Genomic DNA, 21,100 nt, shown 5'->3' with positions numbered 1-21,100 from the left:
CCATGGCCCTGCCCCGCCCCACCTCGCCCCACGCCCGCTGCTCCAACCGTACCCCGGCGATCATGCGCCTGGTGCTCGGCGCCTGCGTCCCCGGCCTGCTGACGCTGACCTGGCTGTACGGCCCGGGCACCCTGCTCAACCTGGCCTGGGCCAGCCTCGTCGCGCTGGCCTGCGAGGCCGCCATGCTGGCCCTGCGCAAACGTCCGCCGGGGGTGTTCCTCAAGGACGGCAGCGCGCTGGTCACCGCCCTGTTGCTGGCCGTCGCCCTGCCGCCCTACGCCCCTTGGTGGCTGACCCTGGTGGCGACCTTCTTCGCCCTGGTGTTCGGCAAGCACCTGTACGGCGGCCTCGGACAGAACCCGTTCAACCCGGCGATGCTCGGCTACGTCGTGGCGCTGGTCTCGTTTCCCCTGGAAATGACCCGCTGGCCCTCGCCGGACAGCGCCCTCGGCCTGCCCGACAGCCTCCGCGAATTCCTCGGCCTCGCTAGCCGGCCGGACGCCTGGGCCCACGCCACCGCCCTCGACGTGCTGAAGACCGACCGCAGCCTGACCGTCGACGAGCTGTTCGCCGGCAACCCGACCTTCGGCCATCTCGGCGGCGCCGGCAGCGAGTGGGTCAACCTGGCGTTCCTCCTCGGCGGCCTGTTCCTGCTCTGGCGCCGGCTGTTCACCTGGCACGCGCCGCTGGGCATGCTCGCCGGCCTGTTCGCCATGAGCCTGCTGTTCTGGAATGGTTCCGGCTCCGATTCCCATGGCTCGCCACTGTTCCATCTGTTCAGCGGGGCGACCATGCTCGGCGCCTTCTTCATCGTCACCGACCCGGTGTCCGGCGCCACCAGCAATCGCGGGCGGCTGGTCTTCGGCCTCGGCGTCGGCGTCCTCACCTACGTCATCCGCGCCTGGGGCGGCTATCCCGATGGCGTGGCGTTCGCCGTGCTGCTGATGAACCTGGCGGCGCCGACCATCGACTACTACACCCGGCCGCGCACCTACGGCCATCGCAAGGCCGAGCGCGGCTTCAAGGCAGGCGACTGATGGACGCCGCGACTCGCCGTTCGATGCTGCGCAATGCCCTCCTGCTCGGGCTCTTCGCCCTGGTCGGAGTGGGCCTGGTAGCACTGGTGCAGCAATTCACCGAAGCGCGCATCGCCGAAGCCCAGCGCGAGGCGCGCGGCCGCGCCCTGCTGGAACTGCTGCCGCCGGGCAGCTACGACAACCATCCGCTGGACAGCCAGGTGCCAACTTTCGCGCCGAAGCTGCTCGGCCTGGATGCGCCGCGTCCGGCCTATGTCGCCCGCCTGCACGGCCAGGCCAGCGCAGTGATCCTCCAGGCCAGCGCGCCGGATGGCTACAGCGGCGCCATCCAGCTACTGGTCGGGGTCACCGCCCAGGGCCGGCTGCTCGGCGTACGGGTCGTCGCGCACAAGGAAACCCCCGGCCTCGGCGACCGCATCGAACTGGCCAAGAGTCCCTGGGTGCACGGTTTCGACGGCAAGAGCCTGGGCGATCCGGCGGACGCCGGCTGGGCGGTGAAGAAGGACGGCGGTACGTTCGACCAGTTCGCCGGCGCCACCGTCACCCCGCGCGCCGTGGTCCGCGCCGTGCACAAGGCGCTGCGCTACTTCGACGCCAACCGCGAACGCCTGCTCGCCCCCGAAGAGGCTGCCGGACATGAGTGAACAAGATTTCCGCGAGATCGCCCGCAACGGCCTGTGGCGCAACAACCCGGGCCTGGTCCAGTTGCTCGGCCTGTGCCCGCTGCTGGGCACCAGCAACTCGACGGTCAACGCCCTCGGCCTGGGCCTGGCCACCATGCTCGTGCTGGCCTGCTCCAATGCCGCGGTATCGTTGGTGCGCGGCGCGGTGAGCGAGGCGATCCGGCTGCCGGCGTTCGTCATGATCATCGCCGTGCTGACCACCTGCATCGAACTGCTGATGCAGGCCTGGACCTACGAGCTGTACCAGGTCCTCGGTATCTTCATCCCGCTGATCACCACCAACTGCGTGATCCTCGGCCGCGCCGAGGCCTTCGCGGCGAAGAACGGCGTGCTGCGCGCCAGCTTCGACGGACTGCTGATGGGCCTCGGCTTCGCCCTGGTCCTGCTGGTCCTCGGCGGCCTGCGCGAGCTGCTCGGCCAGGGTACCCTGCTGGCCGACATGCACTTGCTGTTCGGCCCGGCGGCGGCGGACTGGAAGATCCAGCCGTTCCCGCAGTACCAGGGCTTCCTGCTGGCGATCCTGCCGCCGGGCGCGTTCATCATGCTCGGCCTGCTGATCGCCCTGAAGAACCGTATCGATGAAAGCCTGGCGGAACGCGCCAAGGTGCAGGCGGGCGACGTACCCGCCACCCAGCGCCAGCGCGTCCGCGTCACCGGAGTGATTGAATGAATGCCGCCAAGCGCGCGGAGATCTTCCGCCGACTGCACGAAGACAACCCCGAGCCAAGGACCGAACTGGCCTACACCACCCCCTTCGAACTGCTCATCGCGGTGATCCTCTCCGCCCAGGCCACCGACGTCGGGGTGAACAAGGCCACCGCCCGCCTCTATCCGGTGGCCAACACCCCCGAGGCGATCCACGCCCTCGGCGTCGAGGGGCTGTCGGAGTACATCAAGACCATCGGCCTCTACAACAGCAAGGCGAAGAACGTCATCGAAACCTGCCGCATCCTCATCGAAAAGCACGGCGGCCAGGTCCCCGACAACCGCGAGGACCTCGAAGCCCTGCCCGGGGTTGGCCGCAAGACCGCCAACGTGGTGCTCAATACCGCCTTCCGGCAACTGGCCATGGCGGTGGACACGCATATCTTCCGCGTCGCCAACCGCACCGGCATAGCACCGGGAAAGAACGTTCTGGAAGTGGAGAAGAAACTGCTGAAGTTCGTGCCGCGCGAGTACCTGCTCGATGCCCACCACTGGCTGATCCTGCATGGCCGCTACGTCTGCAAGGCGCGCAAGCCGCAATGCGGAAGCTGCCGGATCGAGGACCTGTGCGAATACAAGCACAAGACTTCAGACGATTGATCAACTATTCGAAATCCTATCTTTACGATTGAAAAAATCTTTTTTACCAGCCACGGCTTTGTCGCTATAAGGTGCGCCATTACCACCCCATAAGTTGGAGTGAATGTCATGGCAAAAGCCAAAGAAGAACTCGAGATCGACGACGAAGCCGGCGTTGAAGAGGATGACGGCGAGGAAACCAGCGTCGAGGTGGCCAAGACCAACCTGACCAAGCGTCGCATCATCGACAACCTGCTGGAAGAACGCCGCCTGCAGCGCCAGTTGTCAGACTACGACTTCGACCTGTGAGCAGCGCCGTCCACACCGCAAGCAAGCCCCGCAATTGGCGGGGCTTCGTTTTTTCCGCCGTTCAGAAGTAGTAGCCGATGTTCAGGTTGGTGCGGAATATCCACTCGTTGCTGCGCGACGAACTGGTGCTGCTGAAGCCCGTGCCGCTCTCGGCACCGCCGTAGGGATTGGCGTTGCGTCCCCAGGTGAAGTCCAGCCAGCCCATGATCGGCAAGGCGAAGAACTGCACCCCTGCGGTATACATCTGCGAGTCGTCCCAGCCGGCCTTGTCCTTGAACATGCGGCTGTAGTCGTTGTAGAAGCGCAGCTTCTTCAGCATGCCCAGGTTCGGCGTCGGCACGTCGTAGGCGACGTTGAAGGACGCCACCGAGGCCCTGGCGGCCATCAGGTAGGCCGGGGTCAGGCCGTTGGTACCCATGAGTACCACGTCGTCGCTGACGCCCGCCGGGTTCTTCGGATCGAAAGCGTAGCGAATGGCTTCGCCGCTGAACGTCCAGTTGCCGGCGTTGAGCACACCATGCAACCCCGCCGCCCAGTAGCGGCCATCGTCCCTGGTGGTCGCGTTGTACAGGCGCGAGGCCGCCAGCGACGCGCCCAACTCGCTTTTCCAGCCATCTCCGGCGAGATTACGGGCGACCCGCAGGTTGAGCTGGTCACGTTTCTCGTTGTCCTGCCGCGAATGAATCGCCGCGACCGCGTTGTCGTCCAGGTCGGCATAACGGCCGACTTCCGGCGAATAGCGCACACCGCCCGGCAGCATCCGTGGGAAATAGCCGGCCTGGACATGCCAGTCGGCGTCCTTGTAGACGTACTTGGCGCCGCTGCCGGCGCTGACCCCGTAGCCCAGGAAGAACGGGATGTGGTAGCTCCAGCCGAACTGCGGATAGGGCTCCAGGCCGAACGGCTTGAACGGCGCGCCCAATTGCAGGCTGGATAGGTCGCTGAAGCGATAGCCGACGAAGCCGCGGTCGATGGCCCGCTTGCCGTCGTCCTGGAACCAGTAGCCGAGGTCGGAAAAGAAGTCCTCGTGGGTTGCCTGGATATCCAGGCGGAAGGTATCGAACAGTAGGCGGCCATTGTTTTCCGTGCTCTTCCAGTGTTCGTCGCGGTAGTTCACCCGCAGCGCGCCGCCGATATCCAGGCTGCTGCGCCCGTCGTCGCTGCGCAGGCCGACATGCGGGAAAGGCTTGCCGGTCTTCGACGCCTCGGACGGCGGCGAAGCGGCCAGGGCCGAAAGACTGGAAAGAAGAAGTACGGGGAACAGCGGATGGGTTTTCATCATGACCTCGTCTACGAGTGCGCCAGGGCAGCGTTTTTTCGAGCAAGCCGAACCCCTTCGGCGAACTTCGCCGACAGCGCGGGTGGCCTTGGATAGTTGGTTTCCGGTTGCTCTTGTTTTTTATTTTTCCCGGCCGGCGGAACGGCCTCGGTTGTGTTATCGCTCCGCACTTCGTTTCATATGCGGCACAACGTTTCGAGCATTAACCATGCCAGTTCAAGAACAATCTCATAAAACAAAAAATCCTTTAAATACAGTTGTTTATATATTAAACGCGTAACTTCTTTTCACCCTCGAAACAGGCTCTTGGCAAGGTAACGAAAACGCCCGAAGCAGGTGCGTAGAAAGATCACGGTGACACTTTTCGTTCCCCCGGAACGCTATTCCAGCCGTGGCCGGGCTCGATCCCCAGGCAAAAAAACCGGCGTTACAAACGCCGGTCCAAAGGCAACGCGGGAATAACCGGGGATCAGAGGTCGAGCACCAGGCGCGATCCCTTGCAGCCGGACACGCAGACCATCATGGTCTGGTTGGCGATCTTTTCCGCCTTGGTCAGGACGCCGTCGCGATGCTCCGGCTCGCCTTCCAGCACACGGGTCTCGCAGGAACCGCAAACGCCCTCGCGGCAACTGCAATCGACCGCCACGCCAGCTTCCAGCAGGGCGTCGAGCAACGACTTGCCGCTCGGCACCTCGATGCTCGTGCCGCTGCGCGCCAGGCGCACTTCGTAGCTGCCCTGGGGCGCCGCCGGGGCCTGGGGCGCGGCGGCGAAGCGCTCGATATGCACATGCGGATGGCCGAGGCGTTCGCAGTGCGTCTCGAAGGCATCGATCATCGGGGTCGGCCCGCAACAGTAGAAATGCGCGGTGGACGCCCGTGCGCCAAGGAAGGCGCCGAGATCCATGGGGCCGCCCTTCTCGTCGTCGAAATGCAGCTGGATAGCGGCATCGCTGGCGGCCAGTTCTTCGACGAAGGCGGCTTCCTGGCGCGAGCGCGCGCAGTAGAGCAGCTCCACCGAACGTCCCAGCGCACGCAGGCGGTTGAACATGCAGTAGATCGGCGTCACGCCGATGCCACCGGCCACCAGTACGCTGTGCGCAGCGTTTTCCTCCAGCGGGAACAGGTTGCGCGGCCGGGATATCTGCAATTGCATGCCGACCCGCAGGCTATCGTGGACGAACGCGGAGCCGCCGCGGCTGCCGCGATCACGCAGGATGCCGAGCACATAGCGGCCGCAGTCCTCCGGCGAGTTGAGCAGCGAGTAGCTGCGCACCAGGCCGTTGGGCAGGTGCAGGTCGATATGCGCGCCGGCGCTGAATGGCGGAAAGACCTGGTCGCCCTGCGGGCGCAGTTCGACGCCGAGGATACCCTGCGCCTCGAAGCGCAGGGTATGGACGAAGGCCGCCAGTCTGTTGTCGTGAGTCATCTTCTACCTCGCTTTCAGGCTTCGTCGCAGTTCGCCAGGTCGATATCGAGGCGCGCCCAGGCGTCGATCTCCACCAGCAGTTCGGGAAACACCAGGCCGCTCACCTCGACCAGGGTGGAGGCGGGAAAAGTGCCCTGGCCGGCGAAGAACTCCTGCCGCGCGCGCCCAATAGCGTCCTTGTCGGCGATGCGGCTGACGTAGACGTTGAGCTTGTAGAGGTTGCCGACATGGCCTCCCGCCGCCTCCAGCAGCGCCTTCACCTTGCCCAGCACCACCAGGGCCTGGGCATGGGCGTCGAGCGCGGCGCCGCGCTCGACGGCCTGGCGGGTGGCCGGGTGCGCGGTCATGCCGGACATCACCAGCTCCTCTCCCACCAGCAGGGCATTGGACCAGCTTGCATCCGGCAGGTCGGGTAGCGCCGCGGCGCGGATCCGGCGCACGACGGTCACAGTTGCCGGGCCTCGATCAGTTCCAGCTGGGCCTTGGCCAGGTTCTTCAGGTGCCGCCGCAGGCGCACCAGGCCGAGGTCGTGCTGGTAGAGGTTCTCCCTCTGGTTGGCGTCCGGCTCCATGAACTCGAGCATTTCCCGGTCCTGCTCCAGCACCGCCCAGTGACGCACCTCCAGGCGGTTCCTGTAGAGGAAGCGCCAGGTGTCACGCTGCCAGCCGGTAAGCGGCCGGCAACGCCAGTGGAACACCGCGCAGAGGTCGCGGGCGATCGGCGTGTAGCTGCCGACGATATGGAAGTTGCCACCCGGGCCGCCGGTCTTCGGATAGGGAATCTCCAGGCGCATCCAGTGCATCCCGGTGTCGGCCCATTCGGTCCAGTCGAAGTTGACCCCGCGCTGGCCGTCCTTCTCGAAGATGAAGCCGGTGTCGGTGTCGCGGGTGACGAAGCGTGCCTGGCTTTCGCCCTCGGACATGGAGTGCGACTGCTTGTGCAGGTAGGTGCCGTGCATGGGGTCCATGACGTTGTCCAGCACGTAGCGGTAGTCGCCGCGCCACTCGGTATAGCAGAGGAAGTGGGAAAACTCGGGGTCGGTCAGTTGCTCGGGCAGCACCAGCGGCGGGGCTTCCTCGACATTGCCCGCCGAGTTGTACAGCCACACGGCGCCGGCCGCCTCGGTGATGTGGAAGAAGCGCGTGGCCTGGCTGCCTTCCAGCTTGCAGCCGGGGCTGCCGGGCACGCGGGCGGTAACGCCGTCGCAGCGCACTTCCACGCCGTGGTAGGGGCATTGCAGGCGGTCGCCCAGGTTCACCCCGCGCGACAGCGGCGCGCCACGGTGCGGGCAATGGTCTTCGAGGGCATGCAGGGTGCCGTCGGTATCGCGCCAGACGGCCAGCTTGTAGCCCAGGCGGCGCAGGGACACCGGCTTGTCCTCGATGAAGCCCACCGGGCAGATCGGGTACCAGAGGTTCTTCAGGCCGTTGGCGAGAAGCTGTTCAACAGGGTCCACGGTGCTCATAGCGGTTTCCTCTCGGGGGAATTCACGCGCCCAGGCGGGCCATCAGGGTCTTGTAGGCTTCCTCGGTCCAGGGACCGCCGCCCGGGCAGGTCGGGCCAGCCTGGTTGAGGTAGCCGAGCAGCCCCGGCAGGTCGTGCAGGCCGGCGGCGTAGGCGCGCTCGATGGAATCGCCGAGCAGGTCTTCGAAGGCGTTCGGCTCGCGGGTACGGGCCTGATGGGGTTCGAGGTAACGGTCTTGCATGTCATTGGCCTCCAGTGCGGACCCGTTCGCGGATGGTTTCGCGAACCGGGACGAAGTCGTAGGTCGGGTAGCATTCGGTGCGGAACACGCCCCAGGCGGAGCGCTCCAGTTCGACGTTGACGCGTGGCAGCAGGGCCGGCGGCAGGCGCAGGGTGACGATCTGGCCGAGGCCCATGGCGACGGTCCAGGAAACGATCTCCACGCCCTCTCCCGGAAAGCGCTCCCACCAGTCCATGGCCTTCATGCGGGCCTGGATCTCGTCGAGATTCTTCGACTGGTCGTGCCGGAGCAGCACGGTCAGCAACAAGGTGTCGATCATGCTCGTCTCAACTCCTGGGTTTGTCGGTGAGGAACCGGCCCTGCGGTGCCTCGACGCTTTTCTGTCGCCGGGTATTGCCGTCCAGGCCACCGGCGATGGCCCATTCGGCGAACACCGTAGGGCCAGGTTCGAACTCGCGGGCCTGCCACTCGCCGGTCAGTTGGTCCTCGTCGGCGTAGTACTCGACGAGGGCGCCGGCGGGGTTCCGGAAGTACCAGAAGTACGCCGAGGACACCGGATGCCGACCCGGGCCGATCTCGGTATCCCAGCCGCAGCGGGCGATGTGCATGCCGCCGCCGAACACCTCATGGATATCGCGCACGGTGAACGCCACGTGGTTCAGGCCGGCGCGCGGTTGCGGCAGTTGCAGCATGAACAGGTCGTGGTGGCCGCCCTCCTCCGCGCAACGCAGGAAGGCGCCGCGATTCGGATAGCGATCGGAGCAGACGAAGCCGAAGCGCTCGCGGTAGAAGCGTTCGCAGGCGTTGACGTCCTTGACGAAGAACACCACGTGGCCGACTTCGACGGGCTGCGCACGCTCGTAGATGGGGCTGGCCTGGTTGATCCGGCCCTTGAACTGCCAGGTGTTGGACTGGCCGCAGGCCACCTGGATGTCGCGTTTACGGGTGACCTGCAGGCGCACGGCCAGACCGTTCGGGTCGGTGCAGCCGATACGGCCCTCGCCCTCGATGAAGCCGGGATCATTGGCGATGCGCTCGGCGTACAGCTTGAGGTCCGCCTCGCTCTCCACACCCCAGACCACTTCACGCAGGGTCGAGCCTTCCTCGATGGCCGGCGGCAGGCCGGGCTTGTCCCGCGCCGCAACTATCACGCGGCAGCCGTTGAGGCTTTCGAAGACCACCTGATCCTCGCTCGCCTCGACCTGCGCCAGGCCCCAGTCGGCGAAGAAACGCGCGCTGGTGGCCAGGTCTTCCACGCCGTAGGTGATTTCGTCGATTCCCGATACGCTCATCGCGTCTTCCTCATCAGTGGCTGCCGGCCCAGGCCAGCGGCTGTTCGTTCAGGCCCCAGTAGAGGCTCTTCTGCTCCATGTACTGGAGTATCCCCAGGCGGCCCTTTTCGCGGCCCAGGCCGCTGTCGCGCCAGCCGCCGAAGGGGGTGGAGATGGAGAACTGCTTGTAGGTGTTGATCCACACGGTGCCGGCCTGCACGGCGCGGCCGAGCCGCCAGGCGCGCTGGAAGTCGCGGGTCCAGATGCCGGCGGCCAGCGCGTAGCAGCTGTCGTTGGCCTCCTCGATCAGGGCCTCTTCGCTGGTGAAAGGCATGGCCACCAGCACCGGGCCGAAGACCTCTTCCCGGCACAGGCGGGCGCCATTGGTGAGCCCCTCGATAATGGTCGGGGTGTAGAAGTAGCCACGATCGAAGGCTCCGCCATGGGGACGTACGCCCCCCGTGCGCAGGCGACCGCCCTCGGCCACGCCCATCTCGACATAGCGCTCCACCGACTCGCGGTGCCGCGCGCTGATCAGCGGGCCCATCTGGGTGCGCTCGTCGGCCGGGTCGCCGACGCGCAGGGCCGCGGCGCCGGTGGCCAGGCGCTCCATGAATTCGTCGTAGCGCTCGCTGGCGACGAACAACCGCGAGCCGGCAATGCAGGATTCGCCGCTGGAGCTGAAGATGCCATAGAGCACGCCGGCCACCGCGTGGTCGAGATCGGCGTCGGCCAGCACCATGGTCGGCGACTTGCCGCCCAGTTCCAGGGACACCGGCATCATCTTGTCGGCGGCGATGCGCGCGATGTGCTTGCCGGTGCGGGTGCCGCCGGTGAAGGACACGCGCCTGGCCAGGGGGTGGCGGGTCAGGGCATCGCCGATCAGCGCGCCCGTGCCCGGCAGCACGCTGACCAGCCCACGCGGCAGGCCGGCCTCATCGCAGATGCGCGCCAGCGCCAGGGCGGCCAGCGGGGTGATCTCGGCCGGCTTGACCACCACCGCGTTGCCGGCGGCCAGGGCCGGGGCGAGCTTCTGCGCCTCGGAGGCGATGGGCGAGTTCCACGGGGTGATGGCAACCACCACGCCCATGGGCTCGTACACGCTCATGCTGACGAAGTCGCCGCGCGACGGCGTGATGCTTTCCTCCAGGGTCTCGCAGGCGGCGGCGAAGAACTGGAAGGTGGCGGCGGCGCTGGCCACCAGGTTGCGGGTTTCCCTGATCGGCTTGCCGTTGTCCAGGCGCTGCAACTGCGCCAGTTCTTCGCTGCGCTCGCGGATCAGCGCGGCGATACGATAAAGCACGGTGGCCCGCTCATGAGGCTTGCGCTGGGCCCAGCCGCTCTCACGGAAGGCGCGGTGGGCGCCGGCCATGGCTTCCTCCACGTCCTCCAGGCTGGCCGCATGCAGGCGGGCGACGGCCTCGCCGGTGGCCGGATAGAGGCTTTCGTAGAGGTCGCCGCCGCCCGCTCGCCACTCGCCGGCGATGCAGATGGGTTGGATCGGGTTCAGGTCAATCACGGTAGTCGTCCCTAGATCGAAATCGCGTGGGCGTGGTTGCCCAACGCTCGGACCACGCTGTACACGGTCAGCGCCGATGTCTTCGGGTTGGCCGCCAGCGGTTTGCCACGCAAGGTCAGTTCGAAGCCGCCGAAGGCGCCGCTGGCTTCCACCTGGTGCACGTTCTCGCAGCTTTCGGGGTCGGCGATCAGGCGCACCTGGGTGCGGTCCAGGCCGAGGCCGGCGAGCGACAGGGTGGCGGCGACATTGGCGTTCTTCGGATAGAGCCGCGCCGCCTCGCGGGCGCTGCCGTCGAAGATCACCCGCGCCTTCTCCAGGCGCTGCAGGTCGCAGACCGTCTCGCCCGGCGTCCCCAGCCAGGCGCTCGCCGGCTTGCGCCCGGTGTAGCGCACCGACTCGAGGCCACCGACCCTGGCCGCCGACAGCGCATCGATGGCGCCGATGGCGCCGGGCAGCAGCTCGATGCGGCTGCCTCCGGCTTGCGCCGCGACTTCCAGGCGCTCCACCAGGCCCGGCTCGGACAGCGCGCCCACCGAGACCACCAGGCAGGGAATGCCTTGGGCCAGCGCCGGCAGCACGTGCTGCTCGATGGCGCGGTGCCCGGCGCACTCCACCAGAAGATCGGGGCGCTCTCCGGCCGGCAGCGCGCTGAGTACCCGCGGCGGCCGGCGCAGGCTGGCCAGGCGATGGCGGACCTGGGTCTCGGAGTCGCGAGGAACGATCACCGCATCGACCCTCAGTTGCGGATCGTTTTCCAACAGTTCCAGGACGCCGGCGCCGATGGCGCCGCAGCCGATCATGACGATATTCAGCATGGCGAGAGCCTCAGGCGGTGGCCTTGTCGGTCTTGGCATCGTTGGTCGGCGGGCCGGCGAAAATGCTCTTGAAGCTGCCCACCGCGAGCATGTCCACCTCCAGCAGGAAGGGACCTGGCTCGGCCAGGGCGCCATCGAGCACGGCGCTGAAATCCTTCAGATCGCTGACCTTGGCATGACGCAGGCCGAGGGAAGCCGACAGTTGGGCGTAGTCCGGGGTGTGCAGGTCGACGTAGCAGCGGCGGCCACCGTAGGCGGCGTCCTGGATGTTCTTGATCACCCCGTAGCCCTGGTCGTTCATCAGCACGATGAGCATGTCGGCCCGCTCCTGCACGGCGGTGGCCAGTTCGCCCAGGTTGAGGATGAAGCCGCCGTCGCCGGCGAGCACGAAGGTCTTGCGCCCAGGCGCGGTTTCCGCCGCGCCGACCGCCGCGCCGATGCCCATGGCCAGGCCCTGGCCGATGCCACCGCCGAGGGCGTGGACGCCGGCGCGGGGGCTGAAGATATTCAGGTGGCGGTTGCCCCAGGTGCTGTTGGAGACGGTGACGTCGCGCACCCAGTTGAAATTGCGGCCGGCCAGCGCCTGCAGTTGCTCCACCAGCGAAGCGTAGGGGCCAAGGCCGTCCACCAACTGGGCGCGGGCCTGGTTGCGCGCGGCGGCGAGATCCGCGGCGAAGGCCGGGTCCACCGACAGGCGCCCTTCCAGGCGGTCGGCGAGCCCCTTGAGGACCCGTTCGGAATCGCCGCAGACGAAGAAATCGCTGGGGTAGCAGCGGCCCTCCGCCGTGGCATCGGCGTCTGCCCGGTAAAGCGGACGCGGGAGCTTGAGTTCGTACTTGAGGGTTTCGTTGCCGCGCAGGCGCGAGCCCACCACGAGCATGGCGTCGCAGCTCTGGTAGAACCGCTCCACCGGTTTGTTCAGGTTGAAGGCGCCGAGGGAACGCGTGTCGTCTTCCGGGACGATGCCACGCCCCTGGGTGCTGGTGACCACGCCCACGCCCATGGCCAGCAGGCGTTGTACCTGCGGGCCGGCATGCCGGGCACCGCCCCCCAGCCAGAGCATCGGTCGCCGCGCCTGGGCGAAACGCTCGGCTAGGTCGTCCAGGGCTTGCTCGGAGGGCCTGGCCACCGGCACCGGCAGCGGCGACAGGTCGGCCGGCAGGTTGATCAGCGCCGATTGGATATCGATCGGGATTTCCACGCTCACCGGGCCGGCGGGCGCGGTCAGGGCGGTTTGCACGGCCAGCTTGAGGGTGCTGATGGCGGTGTCGACGCTGCGCACGCGGAACGCCGCCTTGGAGATGGCCTTGAGCATGCTCAACTGGTCCGGCGCCTCGTGGATGTAGGCGAGGCTCCGATCCAGGTAGGGGGTTTCGATCTGCCCGGTCAGGTGCAGCAGCGGGGTGCCGGCAGTGAGCGCCTCGACCAGCGCCCCGGCAGCGTTGCCGGCGGCGGTTCCGGTGCTGGTCAGGCACACGCCCAGGCCACCGCTGGTGCGGGCGTAGGCATCGGCCATGTTGGCCGCCCCGGCCTCGCCGCGGGCCATCACGAAACGGATGTTGCCGCGGCTGGCGAAGGCATCGAGGATCGGCATGTTGTGGATCGAGATCACCCCGAAGGCGGCCTTCACCTCGCACTGTTCGAGGAAGGCGGCGATGGCGGCGCCGACGGTGACTTGGCTTGCGTTACGCATGACGGGACAACCCTCCGGAAACGTCGATATGACTGCCCGTCGTATAGGCAGACAGGGGAGATGCGAGGAACAGGATGGCGCGGGCCGCCTCGATCGGCTTGCCCAGGCGTCCCAGGGGAATCTGCTTGTTCCGCGCCAGCTGCGCGGTCCATTGCGCCCAGTCCAGCTCGCGCTCTTCGCGGGCTTCGAAACGGCGCCGCCACTGGCCGGACTCGACCAGGCCGATGAGGATGCCGTTGACCCGTACGCCCTTAGGCGCGAACTCGAAGGCCATGGAGCGCACCAGGTTCTTCACCCCGGCGCGGGCCGCGCTGGTAGCCACCATGTGCGGCTCCGGCTGGCTGGCCAGCAGCGAGTTGACGCAGACGATGGCCGCGTCGGCGCGGCTTTCCAGTTGCGGCAGGAAAGCGCGTACCGGGTGGATGACGGAAAAGAACTTCAGTTGCAGTTCCTCGCTCCAGGCCTCGTCCGTGGTCTCGGCGAAGGTCGAGACGCGGCCCTGGCCGGCGTTGTTCACCAGGATGCTGGCGCACCCCAGCGTTCTCTCGCAGGCTTCGGCGAAGGCGCGCATCTGCAACGCATCCAGCACGTCGCAGACACTGGCGAACAGGCGCGCCCCGGGGAAGCGCTGGCGTAGCGCGGACTCGGCGGCACGCAGGCGCTCGCCGTCGCGAGCGCAGAAAGCCACGGCGGCGCCTGCCTCCAGCAGCAGTTCCACCGTGGCCAGGCCGATCCCGGAGGAACCGCCGGTGACCACCGCCACCGCCTCGGACAGGTCATACGGTTTCATGCGGGCGACTCCGGAAGATCGGGGTGACGTTGTCCTGGCCGTCGGCGCGGTAGTCGAGCAGGTACGACAGCTCGTCGGCGCTGCTGCGCACCCGGCTGACCAGTCCCTCGATGCGTTCCGGGTCGATATGCCCGGCGGCGATGGTCGCCCCCATCGCCGCGATGACGCGACCGCTGTGATCACGTACCGGCGCCGCGACGGTGGAGATGCTCGCCTCGAAGAACCCCTCGCCCTGGACGAAGCCACGCTGGCGGTCGCCCTGGACCATGTCGAAGAGTTCCAGCACGCTGCGCGGGGTGTTCGGCGAGAACTGCTCCAGCTGCTCCTCCGGGTACAGCTCGCGCAGCTCGCCCAGGCTCAGGTCCTGCAGCAGGATGCGGCCGAGCACCGTGGCGTGGGCCGGCAACCGGGTCCCGACGTTCACCGAGCTGCTCAGCGGGGTGGACGGCGAAACCTTGGCCACGTAGACGATCGAACGGCCGTCGCGCACCACCAGGTTGCAGGGGTAGCGGATCTCGTCGCACAGGCGGTTCAGCAGCGGCTGGCCGAGTTCGGTCAGCTCCAGCGAGGCCAGGTACTCGAAGCCCAGGCGCAACACCGCCATGCCCAGGCGGTACTCGTTGCCGTTGCGGGTGACGAAGCCCATGGCCTCCAGGGTGGTCAGCAGGCGGAAGATGGTCGAGCGCGGCAGCTTCAGGCGCCGCGCCAACTCCGGCGCCGTCAGGGTACGGTCCTTCCGGCTGAACTCGCAGAGCAGCAGCAGGCCGCGTTCGAGGCCAGGCACGATGTACTTGTCTTGCGAATCGTCTGACTTATCCATTGGCGGTTCCTTCAAGAGAGAGGCGTTGCGCGTGGCCGATGCGTCCTGCGACCACTTCGGGTTGTTCGATCGGGCTGGCGTGGCCGGCCCCGGGAATCGACGAGAACGACGCGCCGAGCTGGCGGGCGATGGCGCCGCAACTCTCGGGCGTGGTGATGCCGTCGTCCTCGCCGCAATGCACCTCGCAAGGAGCGGCAGGCTGCCCGTTGCCCAGCAGGTCGTCGCCGCAGAGCAGCTCGACGGCCTGGCGGTAGCCCTCGGGGTTGAGCCGCGCCATGTTCCAGCGCACCCAGGCCAGGGCCTCCTCGCTGGGGTTGCGGCCGAGCAGGCGCGCGGTGCGCTCGCTGGCCATGCCGTCGATACCGAGGCGCTCCAGGTTCTCCAGGCGTTGGCGGCGCACCTGGGCGCCGCTGTCGCGCAGCTCGGCGGCGCCGTAGCCGCGCGCCGGGCTGAGCAGTACCAGGCGACGTACCCGCGCCGCGCCGATGCCGGCGGCGTAGGCCGTGGCCATCAGCGCGCCGAGGGAGTGGCCCACCAGCAGGCAGCTCTCCACGCCCAGCGCATCCAGCAGCAGCTCCAGGCACGCGGCGTAGTCGCAGGCCTTGGGCCGGGCCGGCGGCAGCGGCGTGGACAGGCCGTAGCCCGGCGCGTCCCAGGCGATCACCCGATTGCCGGCGGCCAGGCGCTGGGCGCAATGCAGCCAGGACGCCGAGCCCGAACCGATGCCGTGCAACAGCACCACCACCGGGCCCTGGCCGCATTCGCGGATGGCCAGCTGGGCGCCGTCGGCCAGTTGCACCAGCCGCTCGGGAAAGCGCTGTTGCAGGCGCGGGGCGGGGATGTGGGTCTGCGCCATGTTCATCGGCGGCCTCAGCGCTTGATGCTCGCCAGAGGGTGCTCCGGCGGGTAGGTCGGGGTGATCGGCTTCTTCGCACCGAGCATCACGCACATCAGCGCATCCTCGTCGCCGATGTTGATCTCCTCGCGGTACACGCCCGGCGGCACGGAAATCACGTCGCGGTCGGTGAGGATGGTCTCGAAGCGCTCGCCATCCTTCTCCAGCACCACCTTGAGCTTGCCGCGCAGGACGAAGAACACTTCCTCGACGTCGATGTGCAGGTGCGGCGGGCCTTCGTGACCCGCCGGGATGACCATGGTGGAAAAGGTGAAGTGCTCGGACGGAATGGTGTTCATGTCACTGGCCACACCGGTGCCGCCGGTGCCGATGTAGCGCATCTGCGCGCGGCGGAACCTGGGGTCGTAGTCGGCCTGGAACTTCAGCGCGTTCCAGTCGTACTTGCGGGTGGAGTAACGGGCGATGCGGGTGTTGCACCACTCCTCGAAGCTGGCGCCTTCGGGGCGGTCCCAGGATTTCGGGGCGTTCTGGTTCAGATCGGTCATGGAGTCCTCCGGATCAGGGCATGACGAACCCGCCGTTGACCGGCAAGGTTTGTCCAGTGATGAAGCGGGAAAGGTCGGAAAGGGCGAACAGCACCGCGCCGCAGACATCCGCCGGCTGTTGGCCGCGCTGGAGCGCGCGCTGCTCGCGGTAGAGCCGGTGGCGGGCGGCCGGCACGTACTCGGTGGCCTCGACCTCCACCAGTCCGGGAGCGATGGCGTTGACGGTGATGCCGTCGCCGCCCAGCTCGCGGGCCAGGCTGCGGGTCATGGCGATCAGCGCGCCCTTGCTGGCGCTGTAGGCGAGCAGGTTGGGGGCGCCCCACAGCGGGGTGTCGGAGGCCAGGTTGACCACCGCGCCACGTCCGGACTCGCGCAGCGCCGGCAGGCAGGCACGGGTCATCAGCCAGGTGCCGCGCACGTTGACCTGGAGCACCCGGTCGAACACCTCGATCTCCAGTTCTTCGCAGCTCTTGCCGCCGGAGTTGGTGATGGAGGCGTTGTTCACCAGGCCGTCGAGACCGCCCAGGCGCTCGACCGCCGCGGCCACGCAGCGCTCGATCGAAACCGGGTCGGCCAGGTCCAGTGGCAGGCCGCTGATATCCAGGCCCTGCTCGGCGAGTTCACGGGCGGAGCGCTGCACGCGTTCCTCCAGGATGTCGGCGATCACCACCCGGGCGCCGGCGCGTGCCGCCGCTTCGGCGAAGGCGTAGCCGAGGCCGCGGGCGCCGCCGGTGAGGAGCACGCGGCGACCGTCGAGAAGAGAGTTCTGGCTCATGGCGTTCACACCGTGCCCAGGTTGGCTTTCGGCAGGTAATGCAGGACGCGCTTCTCGGCCCAGACCACCGCGCCATAGGCGAGCACGCCGATCAGGGTGAGCATGACGATGGCGACGAACACCCCGGCGGTGTTGCCCTGCCCTTCGGCATCCACCAGCAGGAAGCCGAGGCCCTTGTTGCCGCCCACCAGCTCGCCGACGGTGACGCCGATCACCGCCAGGGTGGAGGCGATGCGCAGGCCGGAGAACAGCGCGGCCATCGCCGAGGGGAACTCCACCAGGCGGAAGATCTGCCAACGGCTGGCGCTCATCGCGCGCACCAGGTTAATCATGTCCGGGTCGACGGTGCGGATGGCCGAGAGCACGTTGATCATCACCGGGAAGAACACGATCAGCACGGCGATGAGGATCTTCGGGTACACCGTATAGCCCAGCCACATCACGAACAGCGGGGCGAAGGCCACCTTCGGCGCGATCTGCAGCGCCAGGATGTAGGGCGAGAGCATGGCCTCGGTGGTCGGCGACAGGCCGAGGGCAACGCCGATGCTCACGCCAAGCAGCGCGCCCAGGGCGAAACCGACGACGATCTCCAGGCTGGTGATCGCCGTGTGCTCCAGCAGTCCGGCGCCGTGCCACATGGCCACGCCCTCCGCCGCCACCCGGCTCAGCCCCGGCAGGACGAACTCGGGCATGCCGAGCAGGCCGGGCCCCCACTGCCAGGCAGCGAGGAACAGGAACAACAGCGCGAGACTGCCGAGCAAGGGTCTGGTGGAGAGGTTCATGGGCGGGCTCCGTGCTGCGCGGTCAGGTCGGCGGACTCGACGAAACGGTTGGTGTAAAGCTCGTCCAGCGGCGTCTCGCGGCCGACGATGCCTTCGCTGACGTAGAACCTGCGAACCTTGTCCAGGCGCTGCGGATCGATGTGCCCGAGCGGCTGCTGGTTGGCGTAGACGTGCTCGACATAGAGCCGCAGGACCCGTTCCAGGCTGGCCTCGCGGCCCTTGTAGGCGGGCACCGCGGCAGCGAAGGTGGCGGCGGCCTGCCTTGGGTCGGCGATGATGTCGCGCATGCCCATGAGGGTCGCCCTGACCACCCCGCCGACCACCTCAGGCTGCTTCTCGATGGCCTCGTCCGAGGCGAGGATCGCCTGGGCCATGCTCTCGAACACCTCGCTGTCCGGCAGCAACTTCACCTGCCGGCCGGCGTCCTCGGCACTCACCACCCAGTCCGGCACGCCGGCCATGGCCTGCGAGCGGCCGGCGGAGAACAGTTGCCAGACGCCGGATGGGCCGGCCGCCTGGATGTCCACGTCGGACTTGCCCAGGCCAGCCTTGCGCATCGACGCCAGCAGGGCGTAGTAGGTGGTGTCGGAGTAGGACATCACGGTCAGGGTCTTGCCCTTGAGGTCCTTGACGCTGTCGATACCGGCCGTGCCATCGGTGGCGATCATGGTCACCCCGCCGGCACCGAGCACCGCCACGGCTTTCACCGGGATGCCGTTGGCGCGCACCACGATCGGCGTATCGCCGATGGCGCCGCCGACCGGTGCGTTGCCGGCGCCGATCTGCTTGGCCACGTCGACCCCGCCCTTGCCGGCGACGAAGGTCACCTTCAGGCCCAGGTCGGCGTAGTAGCCCTTCTCCCGGGCGATCACCCAGGGTGCGAAGGCCGGCGAGTTCGGCGGTGCCGGCAGCAGGTAGGTGACTTCCCGCGGGGCGGCCTGGACGGACAGGCCGGCGGCGAACAACGCGCCGCACAATGCGGCGTTGAGCAATGACTTGGACATCAGCGGCTCCTGTAGCGGAATTCGGATCGGCAGGCGGCGATCAGTGCAGCTCGGCGCTCTCGCCCACTTTCAGCAGGGTCATCAGGCGCCCGACCAGCGGCCCGATCTCCGGCAGCTTGCGGCGCTCCAGCGGGTTGTCGCGCAGCGGCAGGCCGACCTCGATCTCCTCGACGATGGTGCCCGGCCGCGAGCTCATCACCAGGATGCGATCGGACATGGCGATCGCCTCGACCAGGTCGTGGGTAATGAACAGCGCGGTCTTGCGTTGCTCGCAGAGCATCCGCGCCAGGTCCTGCTGGAGGATCATCTTGGTCTGCGCGTCGAGGGCCGAGAACGGCTCGTCGAGGAACAACACCTGCGGGTCGGTGGCCAGGGTTCGGGCCAGGGCGGCGCGTTGGCGCATGCCGCCGGAAAGCTGGAACGGATAGTGCTCGGCGAAACCGGCGAGGTGACACTTCTCCAGCATTTCCTCGGCGATGGCGCGCCGTTCGCCGGCCGCGCGACCGTCGATCTCCAGGCCCAGCTCGATGTTGCGGCGAATGCTGCGCCAGGGCATCAGCAGGTCCTTCTGCAACATGAAGGAGACCTTGCGTACCGGACCGCTGACCCGCTCGCCGCCGACCCGCACCTCGCCTTCGCTGGGTGCGTAGAGACCCGCCCCCATGTTCAGCAGGGTGCTCTTGCCGCAACCGGACGGCCCGATGATGGACACCACCTCGCCGCGGCGGATGGCCAGGTCGAGCCCCTGCACCGCGAGGGTCGCCGCGCTTTTGCCGCGGCCCGGAAAATGCTTGGCGACGCCGCGGAATTCGATTTCGAGACGGCTATCCGCAGGAGCGGCTACAGGTAGCGAATGCTCGGAAGTGAGGATGCTCAACGACGTCGCTCTCATCTGGACTAAGCCTCTTGTCTTGTTTTATATATGAAACATCGTTTTAAATATAAAACTTGCAGAAGCCATGCCAGATGAAAGTTCACCGGCGAAACAGCCTTGTTTCGAGTATTAAACTTTTAAAATCAGAGAGTTGAATTAAAGCGCGGAGAATTACCGAGGAATCCTGCGACGAAAGGCGCTCCGAGCGGTTTTCACGCGGTTCGCCAGGCTTCCGGGAAGTGGGGCGTTGTTGCACACACAAGGAGCAACATTGCTCCATTCGGTAACAGGGGAAGGTTTCCTGACAGCCACATCGCTCGCTTGAACGAGTGCCGCAGGCTCTCGACCTCTGCTCGCAGCAACTCCCCTGCTTATATAAGGACGAGGGTCTTCGCAGCGAAGACTTCAGGCCGAGGCAGACAGGGACGAAACGACTGCGGCGGTCCCGGACACACCGGGCTGCGGGTGGCGTCCACCGCGGACGCCACCCTCGCCCCGGAGCCGCGCCAGGCGACTCCGGGCGTGCAACCTCAGGGTCGCAGTTCGAACAGCGCCGGCAGCGGCGGCCACTCCGAAGGCACCTTGCGGAAGCGACTGAAGCCGGCGGCCTCGGCCATCTGCCGCGCGCGGTCCTCGCCCATGAAGGCGCCGAGGCCCTCGCCGCCGTGGGACAGCGAACAGGTCATGCAATACAGCGTGCTCTGCGGGTACATCACGCGACCGAACAGGTTCATGTTCTCGTGCAGTTCCTGCGACAGGTTGAGCTCCACCATCAGGTAGGTCCCATCGTCGGCGGTCGACTCGCGCAGGTCCTTCATCATCTGCTGCGGGTCGGTCGCGTCGTGGATGACCACGAAGGTCGTGACGAAGTCGAACTTCTTGCCCGCCAGCGCATCGGAATCGCTGACCTCGAAGCGCACCCGGTCGCCGACCCCCGCAGCCTCGGCGTTCGCCCGCGCGCGTTCGATAGACGGCGCGTGGAAGTCACAGCCATAGACCTGGGCTTCGGGGAACGCCTTGGCCATCATGATCGCGGCCAGCCCGCTGCCGCAGCCGAAATCGAGCACGCTGCCACCCGCCTGGAGCTTTTCCTTGACGCCATCCAGCGAAGGAATCCAGTGCTGCACGAGGAAGTGCTTGTACCAGGGCATGGTCATGCGCTCCATGCCTTCCCAGGTTTCCAGCGGGAAGGATTCCTCGGGGCAACCGCCGCCGCAGCGGAAGGCCTCGATGATCTTCGGCGCCATGCTCACGAAGGGCACGCTCAACTGGATGATCCCGCCGGCGAAATAAGGCGAGTCCTCGTCGGCGAGCACCGGGACGAACTCGGCCGGCAACCGATAGCTCCTGCTCTGCGGATCGTAGGCCAGGTAGTTGCCGGTGACCATGCTGCCCAGCCATTCGCGCAGGTAGCGGGTGGTGTAGCCGGTCTGCTGCGCCAGCTCCTCCAGGGTCACCCATTGGCCATGGGCGAGCGCCTTGAACAGCCCCAGGCGGTCGCCGATGTAGAGCATCGCGCCGCGCAGGGTATTGCCGTAGTCCTCCATGATCCGCGCTGAAAACTGCTTGACCTTCGCGGTTTCGATCTCGTTAGCCTTTGTCATTCTTGTTCTCCGTTGATGTGCAGTACCG

Annotated in this window: 24 protein-coding genes; 5 read left to right on the top strand and 19 right to left on the bottom strand. The window is 67.2% G+C overall.

The annotated features are described in order from the left end of the window. Nucleotides 1–2 precede the first annotated feature (2 nt). From HMPREF2924_RS21765 to HMPREF2924_RS21745, 5 genes are all read left to right on the top strand, one after another. Nucleotides 3–1,037 (top strand): RnfABCDGE type electron transport complex subunit D, encoded by a 1,035-nt coding sequence (locus HMPREF2924_RS21765; protein ID WP_003130123.1) that lies wholly within the window; start codon nt 3–5, stop codon nt 1,035–1,037. Continuing rightward, a complete protein-coding gene (gene rsxG, locus HMPREF2924_RS21760; protein ID WP_003092047.1) occupies nt 1,037–1,681 on the top strand; it encodes an electron transport complex subunit RsxG in 645 nt (214 codons plus the stop codon). Before HMPREF2924_RS21765 ends, rsxG begins: the two co-directional genes overlap by 1 nt. Then, a complete protein-coding gene (locus tag HMPREF2924_RS21755) occupies nt 1,674–2,390 on the top strand; it encodes an electron transport complex subunit E (RefSeq protein ID WP_003107418.1) in 717 nt (238 codons plus the stop codon). The genes rsxG and HMPREF2924_RS21755 overlap by 8 nt, the downstream gene beginning before the upstream one ends. Continuing rightward, entirely contained in the window at nt 2,387–3,025 is a 639-nt protein-coding gene (nth, locus tag HMPREF2924_RS21750; RefSeq protein ID WP_003092050.1) for an endonuclease III, read from the top strand. Before HMPREF2924_RS21755 ends, nth begins: the two co-directional genes overlap by 4 nt. 108 nt (nt 3,026–3,133) lie before the next feature. Continuing rightward, on the top strand, nt 3,134–3,313 hold the full coding sequence (locus tag HMPREF2924_RS21745) for a PA3496 family putative envelope integrity protein (protein ID WP_003092052.1): 180 nt from the start codon (nt 3,134–3,136) through the stop codon (nt 3,311–3,313). Between the two features lie 61 nt (nt 3,314–3,374). On the opposite strand, the gene HMPREF2924_RS21740 is transcribed toward HMPREF2924_RS21745, so the two are convergent. The 19 genes from HMPREF2924_RS21740 to HMPREF2924_RS21650 form a co-directional block, all read right to left on the bottom strand. Next, on the bottom strand, nt 3,375–4,595 hold the full coding sequence (locus HMPREF2924_RS21740) for a hypothetical protein (RefSeq protein ID WP_003112913.1): 1,221 nt from the start codon (nt 4,593–4,595) through the stop codon (nt 3,375–3,377). Nucleotides 4,596–5,061: 466 nt separating this feature from the next. Then, the gene (locus HMPREF2924_RS21735) at nt 5,062–6,018 is read right to left on the bottom strand and encodes a PDR/VanB family oxidoreductase (RefSeq protein WP_003112912.1); all 957 of its coding nucleotides are present in this window, start codon (nt 6,016–6,018) and stop codon (nt 5,062–5,064) included. Nucleotides 6,019–6,032: 14 nt separating this feature from the next. Continuing rightward, nucleotides 6,033–6,467, bottom strand: a complete 435-nt coding sequence (locus HMPREF2924_RS21730) for a RidA family protein (protein WP_003130122.1) — start codon at nt 6,465–6,467, stop codon at nt 6,033–6,035. After that, a complete protein-coding gene (locus HMPREF2924_RS21725) occupies nt 6,464–7,483 on the bottom strand; it encodes an aromatic ring-hydroxylating oxygenase subunit alpha (protein WP_003130121.1) in 1,020 nt (339 codons plus the stop codon). The genes HMPREF2924_RS21730 and HMPREF2924_RS21725 overlap by 4 nt, the downstream gene beginning before the upstream one ends. 22 nt (nt 7,484–7,505) lie before the next feature. Next, nucleotides 7,506–7,724, bottom strand: a complete 219-nt coding sequence (locus HMPREF2924_RS21720) for a recombinase-like helix-turn-helix domain-containing protein (protein ID WP_003112909.1) — start codon at nt 7,722–7,724, stop codon at nt 7,506–7,508. A gap of 1 nt (nt 7,725) precedes the next feature. Then, a complete protein-coding gene (locus HMPREF2924_RS21715) occupies nt 7,726–8,043 on the bottom strand; it encodes a hypothetical protein (protein ID WP_003124217.1) in 318 nt (105 codons plus the stop codon). A 7-nt stretch (nt 8,044–8,050) separates the two neighbouring features. Then, nucleotides 8,051–9,016: a VOC family protein gene (locus HMPREF2924_RS21710; protein WP_003453560.1), complete on the bottom strand. Its 966-nt coding sequence runs from the start codon at nt 9,014–9,016 to the stop codon at nt 8,051–8,053. A gap of 13 nt (nt 9,017–9,029) precedes the next feature. Further along, on the bottom strand, nt 9,030–10,514 hold the full coding sequence (locus HMPREF2924_RS21705) for an aldehyde dehydrogenase (RefSeq protein WP_003130118.1): 1,485 nt from the start codon (nt 10,512–10,514) through the stop codon (nt 9,030–9,032). Nucleotides 10,515–10,525: 11 nt separating this feature from the next. Further along, nucleotides 10,526–11,329, bottom strand: a complete 804-nt coding sequence (locus HMPREF2924_RS21700; protein WP_003130116.1) for an aspartate dehydrogenase — start codon at nt 11,327–11,329, stop codon at nt 10,526–10,528. A gap of 10 nt (nt 11,330–11,339) precedes the next feature. Next, nucleotides 11,340–13,022: a thiamine pyrophosphate-binding protein gene (locus HMPREF2924_RS21695; RefSeq protein ID WP_003130114.1), complete on the bottom strand. Its 1,683-nt coding sequence runs from the start codon at nt 13,020–13,022 to the stop codon at nt 11,340–11,342. Continuing rightward, on the bottom strand, nt 13,015–13,812 hold the full coding sequence (locus HMPREF2924_RS21690; RefSeq protein WP_003130112.1) for an SDR family oxidoreductase: 798 nt from the start codon (nt 13,810–13,812) through the stop codon (nt 13,015–13,017). The genes HMPREF2924_RS21695 and HMPREF2924_RS21690 overlap by 8 nt, the downstream gene beginning before the upstream one ends. Next, nucleotides 13,799–14,632 carry an IclR family transcriptional regulator gene (locus HMPREF2924_RS21685; RefSeq protein WP_003112902.1) on the bottom strand — a complete coding sequence of 278 codons (834 nt, stop codon included), beginning with the start codon at nt 14,630–14,632 and terminating at the stop codon, nt 13,799–13,801. The genes HMPREF2924_RS21690 and HMPREF2924_RS21685 overlap by 14 nt, the downstream gene beginning before the upstream one ends. Continuing rightward, nucleotides 14,625–15,494: an alpha/beta fold hydrolase gene (locus HMPREF2924_RS21680; RefSeq protein WP_003130109.1), complete on the bottom strand. Its 870-nt coding sequence runs from the start codon at nt 15,492–15,494 to the stop codon at nt 14,625–14,627. Before HMPREF2924_RS21680 ends, HMPREF2924_RS21685 begins: the two co-directional genes overlap by 8 nt. 8 nt (nt 15,495–15,502) lie before the next feature. Further along, nucleotides 15,503–16,033: a cupin domain-containing protein gene (locus HMPREF2924_RS21675; RefSeq protein WP_003112900.1), complete on the bottom strand. Its 531-nt coding sequence runs from the start codon at nt 16,031–16,033 to the stop codon at nt 15,503–15,505. A 13-nt stretch (nt 16,034–16,046) separates the two neighbouring features. Then, nucleotides 16,047–16,808 (bottom strand): SDR family oxidoreductase, encoded by a 762-nt coding sequence (locus HMPREF2924_RS21670; RefSeq protein ID WP_003112899.1) that lies wholly within the window; start codon nt 16,806–16,808, stop codon nt 16,047–16,049. Nucleotides 16,809–16,813: 5 nt separating this feature from the next. After that, entirely contained in the window at nt 16,814–17,590 is a 777-nt protein-coding gene (locus HMPREF2924_RS21665) for an ABC transporter permease (protein ID WP_003112898.1), read from the bottom strand. Continuing rightward, nucleotides 17,587–18,594, bottom strand: a complete 1,008-nt coding sequence (locus tag HMPREF2924_RS21660) for an ABC transporter substrate-binding protein (protein ID WP_003130107.1) — start codon at nt 18,592–18,594, stop codon at nt 17,587–17,589. Before HMPREF2924_RS21660 ends, HMPREF2924_RS21665 begins: the two co-directional genes overlap by 4 nt. A gap of 40 nt (nt 18,595–18,634) precedes the next feature. Next, nucleotides 18,635–19,486: an ABC transporter ATP-binding protein gene (locus HMPREF2924_RS21655; protein WP_023124672.1), complete on the bottom strand. Its 852-nt coding sequence runs from the start codon at nt 19,484–19,486 to the stop codon at nt 18,635–18,637. Nucleotides 19,487–19,998: 512 nt separating this feature from the next. Continuing rightward, entirely contained in the window at nt 19,999–21,072 is a 1,074-nt protein-coding gene (locus tag HMPREF2924_RS21650) for a class I SAM-dependent methyltransferase (RefSeq protein ID WP_003092054.1), read from the bottom strand. Between the last annotated feature and the right edge of the window lie 28 nt (nt 21,073–21,100).

The organism is Pseudomonas sp. HMSC063H08, from assembly GCF_001813645.1.
Taxonomy (GTDB): Bacteria; Pseudomonadota; Gammaproteobacteria; order Pseudomonadales; family Pseudomonadaceae; genus Pseudomonas; species Pseudomonas aeruginosa.
This window is presented reverse-complemented; position numbering and strand designations above follow the sequence as displayed.

Coding starts and splice junctions, on each gene's coding strand:
- HMPREF2924_RS21765 (WP_003130123.1), top strand. CDS start 3: ATGGCCCTGCCCCGCCCCACCTCGCCCCACGCCCGCTGCTCCAACCGT.
- rsxG (WP_003092047.1), top strand. CDS start 1,037: ATGGACGCCGCGACTCGCCGTTCGATGCTGCGCAATGCCCTCCTGCTC.
- HMPREF2924_RS21755 (WP_003107418.1), top strand. CDS start 1,674: ATGAGTGAACAAGATTTCCGCGAGATCGCCCGCAACGGCCTGTGGCGC.
- nth (WP_003092050.1), top strand. CDS start 2,387: ATGAATGCCGCCAAGCGCGCGGAGATCTTCCGCCGACTGCACGAAGAC.
- HMPREF2924_RS21745 (WP_003092052.1), top strand. CDS start 3,134: ATGGCAAAAGCCAAAGAAGAACTCGAGATCGACGACGAAGCCGGCGTT.
- HMPREF2924_RS21740 (WP_003112913.1), bottom strand. CDS start 4,595: ATGATGAAAACCCATCCGCTGTTCCCCGTACTTCTTCTTTCCAGTCTT.
- HMPREF2924_RS21735 (WP_003112912.1), bottom strand. CDS start 6,018: ATGACTCACGACAACAGACTGGCGGCCTTCGTCCATACCCTGCGCTTC.
- HMPREF2924_RS21725 (WP_003130121.1), bottom strand. CDS start 7,483: ATGAGCACCGTGGACCCTGTTGAACAGCTTCTCGCCAACGGCCTGAAG.
- HMPREF2924_RS21720 (WP_003112909.1), bottom strand. CDS start 7,724: ATGCAAGACCGTTACCTCGAACCCCATCAGGCCCGTACCCGCGAGCCG.
- HMPREF2924_RS21715 (WP_003124217.1), bottom strand. CDS start 8,043: ATGATCGACACCTTGTTGCTGACCGTGCTGCTCCGGCACGACCAGTCG.
- HMPREF2924_RS21710 (WP_003453560.1), bottom strand. CDS start 9,016: ATGAGCGTATCGGGAATCGACGAAATCACCTACGGCGTGGAAGACCTG.
- HMPREF2924_RS21700 (WP_003130116.1), bottom strand. CDS start 11,329: ATGCTGAATATCGTCATGATCGGCTGCGGCGCCATCGGCGCCGGCGTC.
- HMPREF2924_RS21695 (WP_003130114.1), bottom strand. CDS start 13,022: ATGCGTAACGCAAGCCAAGTCACCGTCGGCGCCGCCATCGCCGCCTTC.
- HMPREF2924_RS21690 (WP_003130112.1), bottom strand. CDS start 13,812: ATGAAACCGTATGACCTGTCCGAGGCGGTGGCGGTGGTCACCGGCGGT.
- HMPREF2924_RS21685 (WP_003112902.1), bottom strand. CDS start 14,632: ATGGATAAGTCAGACGATTCGCAAGACAAGTACATCGTGCCTGGCCTC.
- HMPREF2924_RS21680 (WP_003130109.1), bottom strand. CDS start 15,494: ATGAACATGGCGCAGACCCACATCCCCGCCCCGCGCCTGCAACAGCGC.
- HMPREF2924_RS21675 (WP_003112900.1), bottom strand. CDS start 16,033: ATGACCGATCTGAACCAGAACGCCCCGAAATCCTGGGACCGCCCCGAA.
- HMPREF2924_RS21670 (WP_003112899.1), bottom strand. CDS start 16,808: ATGAGCCAGAACTCTCTTCTCGACGGTCGCCGCGTGCTCCTCACCGGC.
- HMPREF2924_RS21665 (WP_003112898.1), bottom strand. CDS start 17,590: ATGAACCTCTCCACCAGACCCTTGCTCGGCAGTCTCGCGCTGTTGTTC.
- HMPREF2924_RS21660 (WP_003130107.1), bottom strand. CDS start 18,594: ATGTCCAAGTCATTGCTCAACGCCGCATTGTGCGGCGCGTTGTTCGCC.
- HMPREF2924_RS21655 (WP_023124672.1), bottom strand. CDS start 19,486: ATGAGAGCGACGTCGTTGAGCATCCTCACTTCCGAGCATTCGCTACCT.
- HMPREF2924_RS21650 (WP_003092054.1), bottom strand. CDS start 21,072: ATGACAAAGGCTAACGAGATCGAAACCGCGAAGGTCAAGCAGTTTTCA.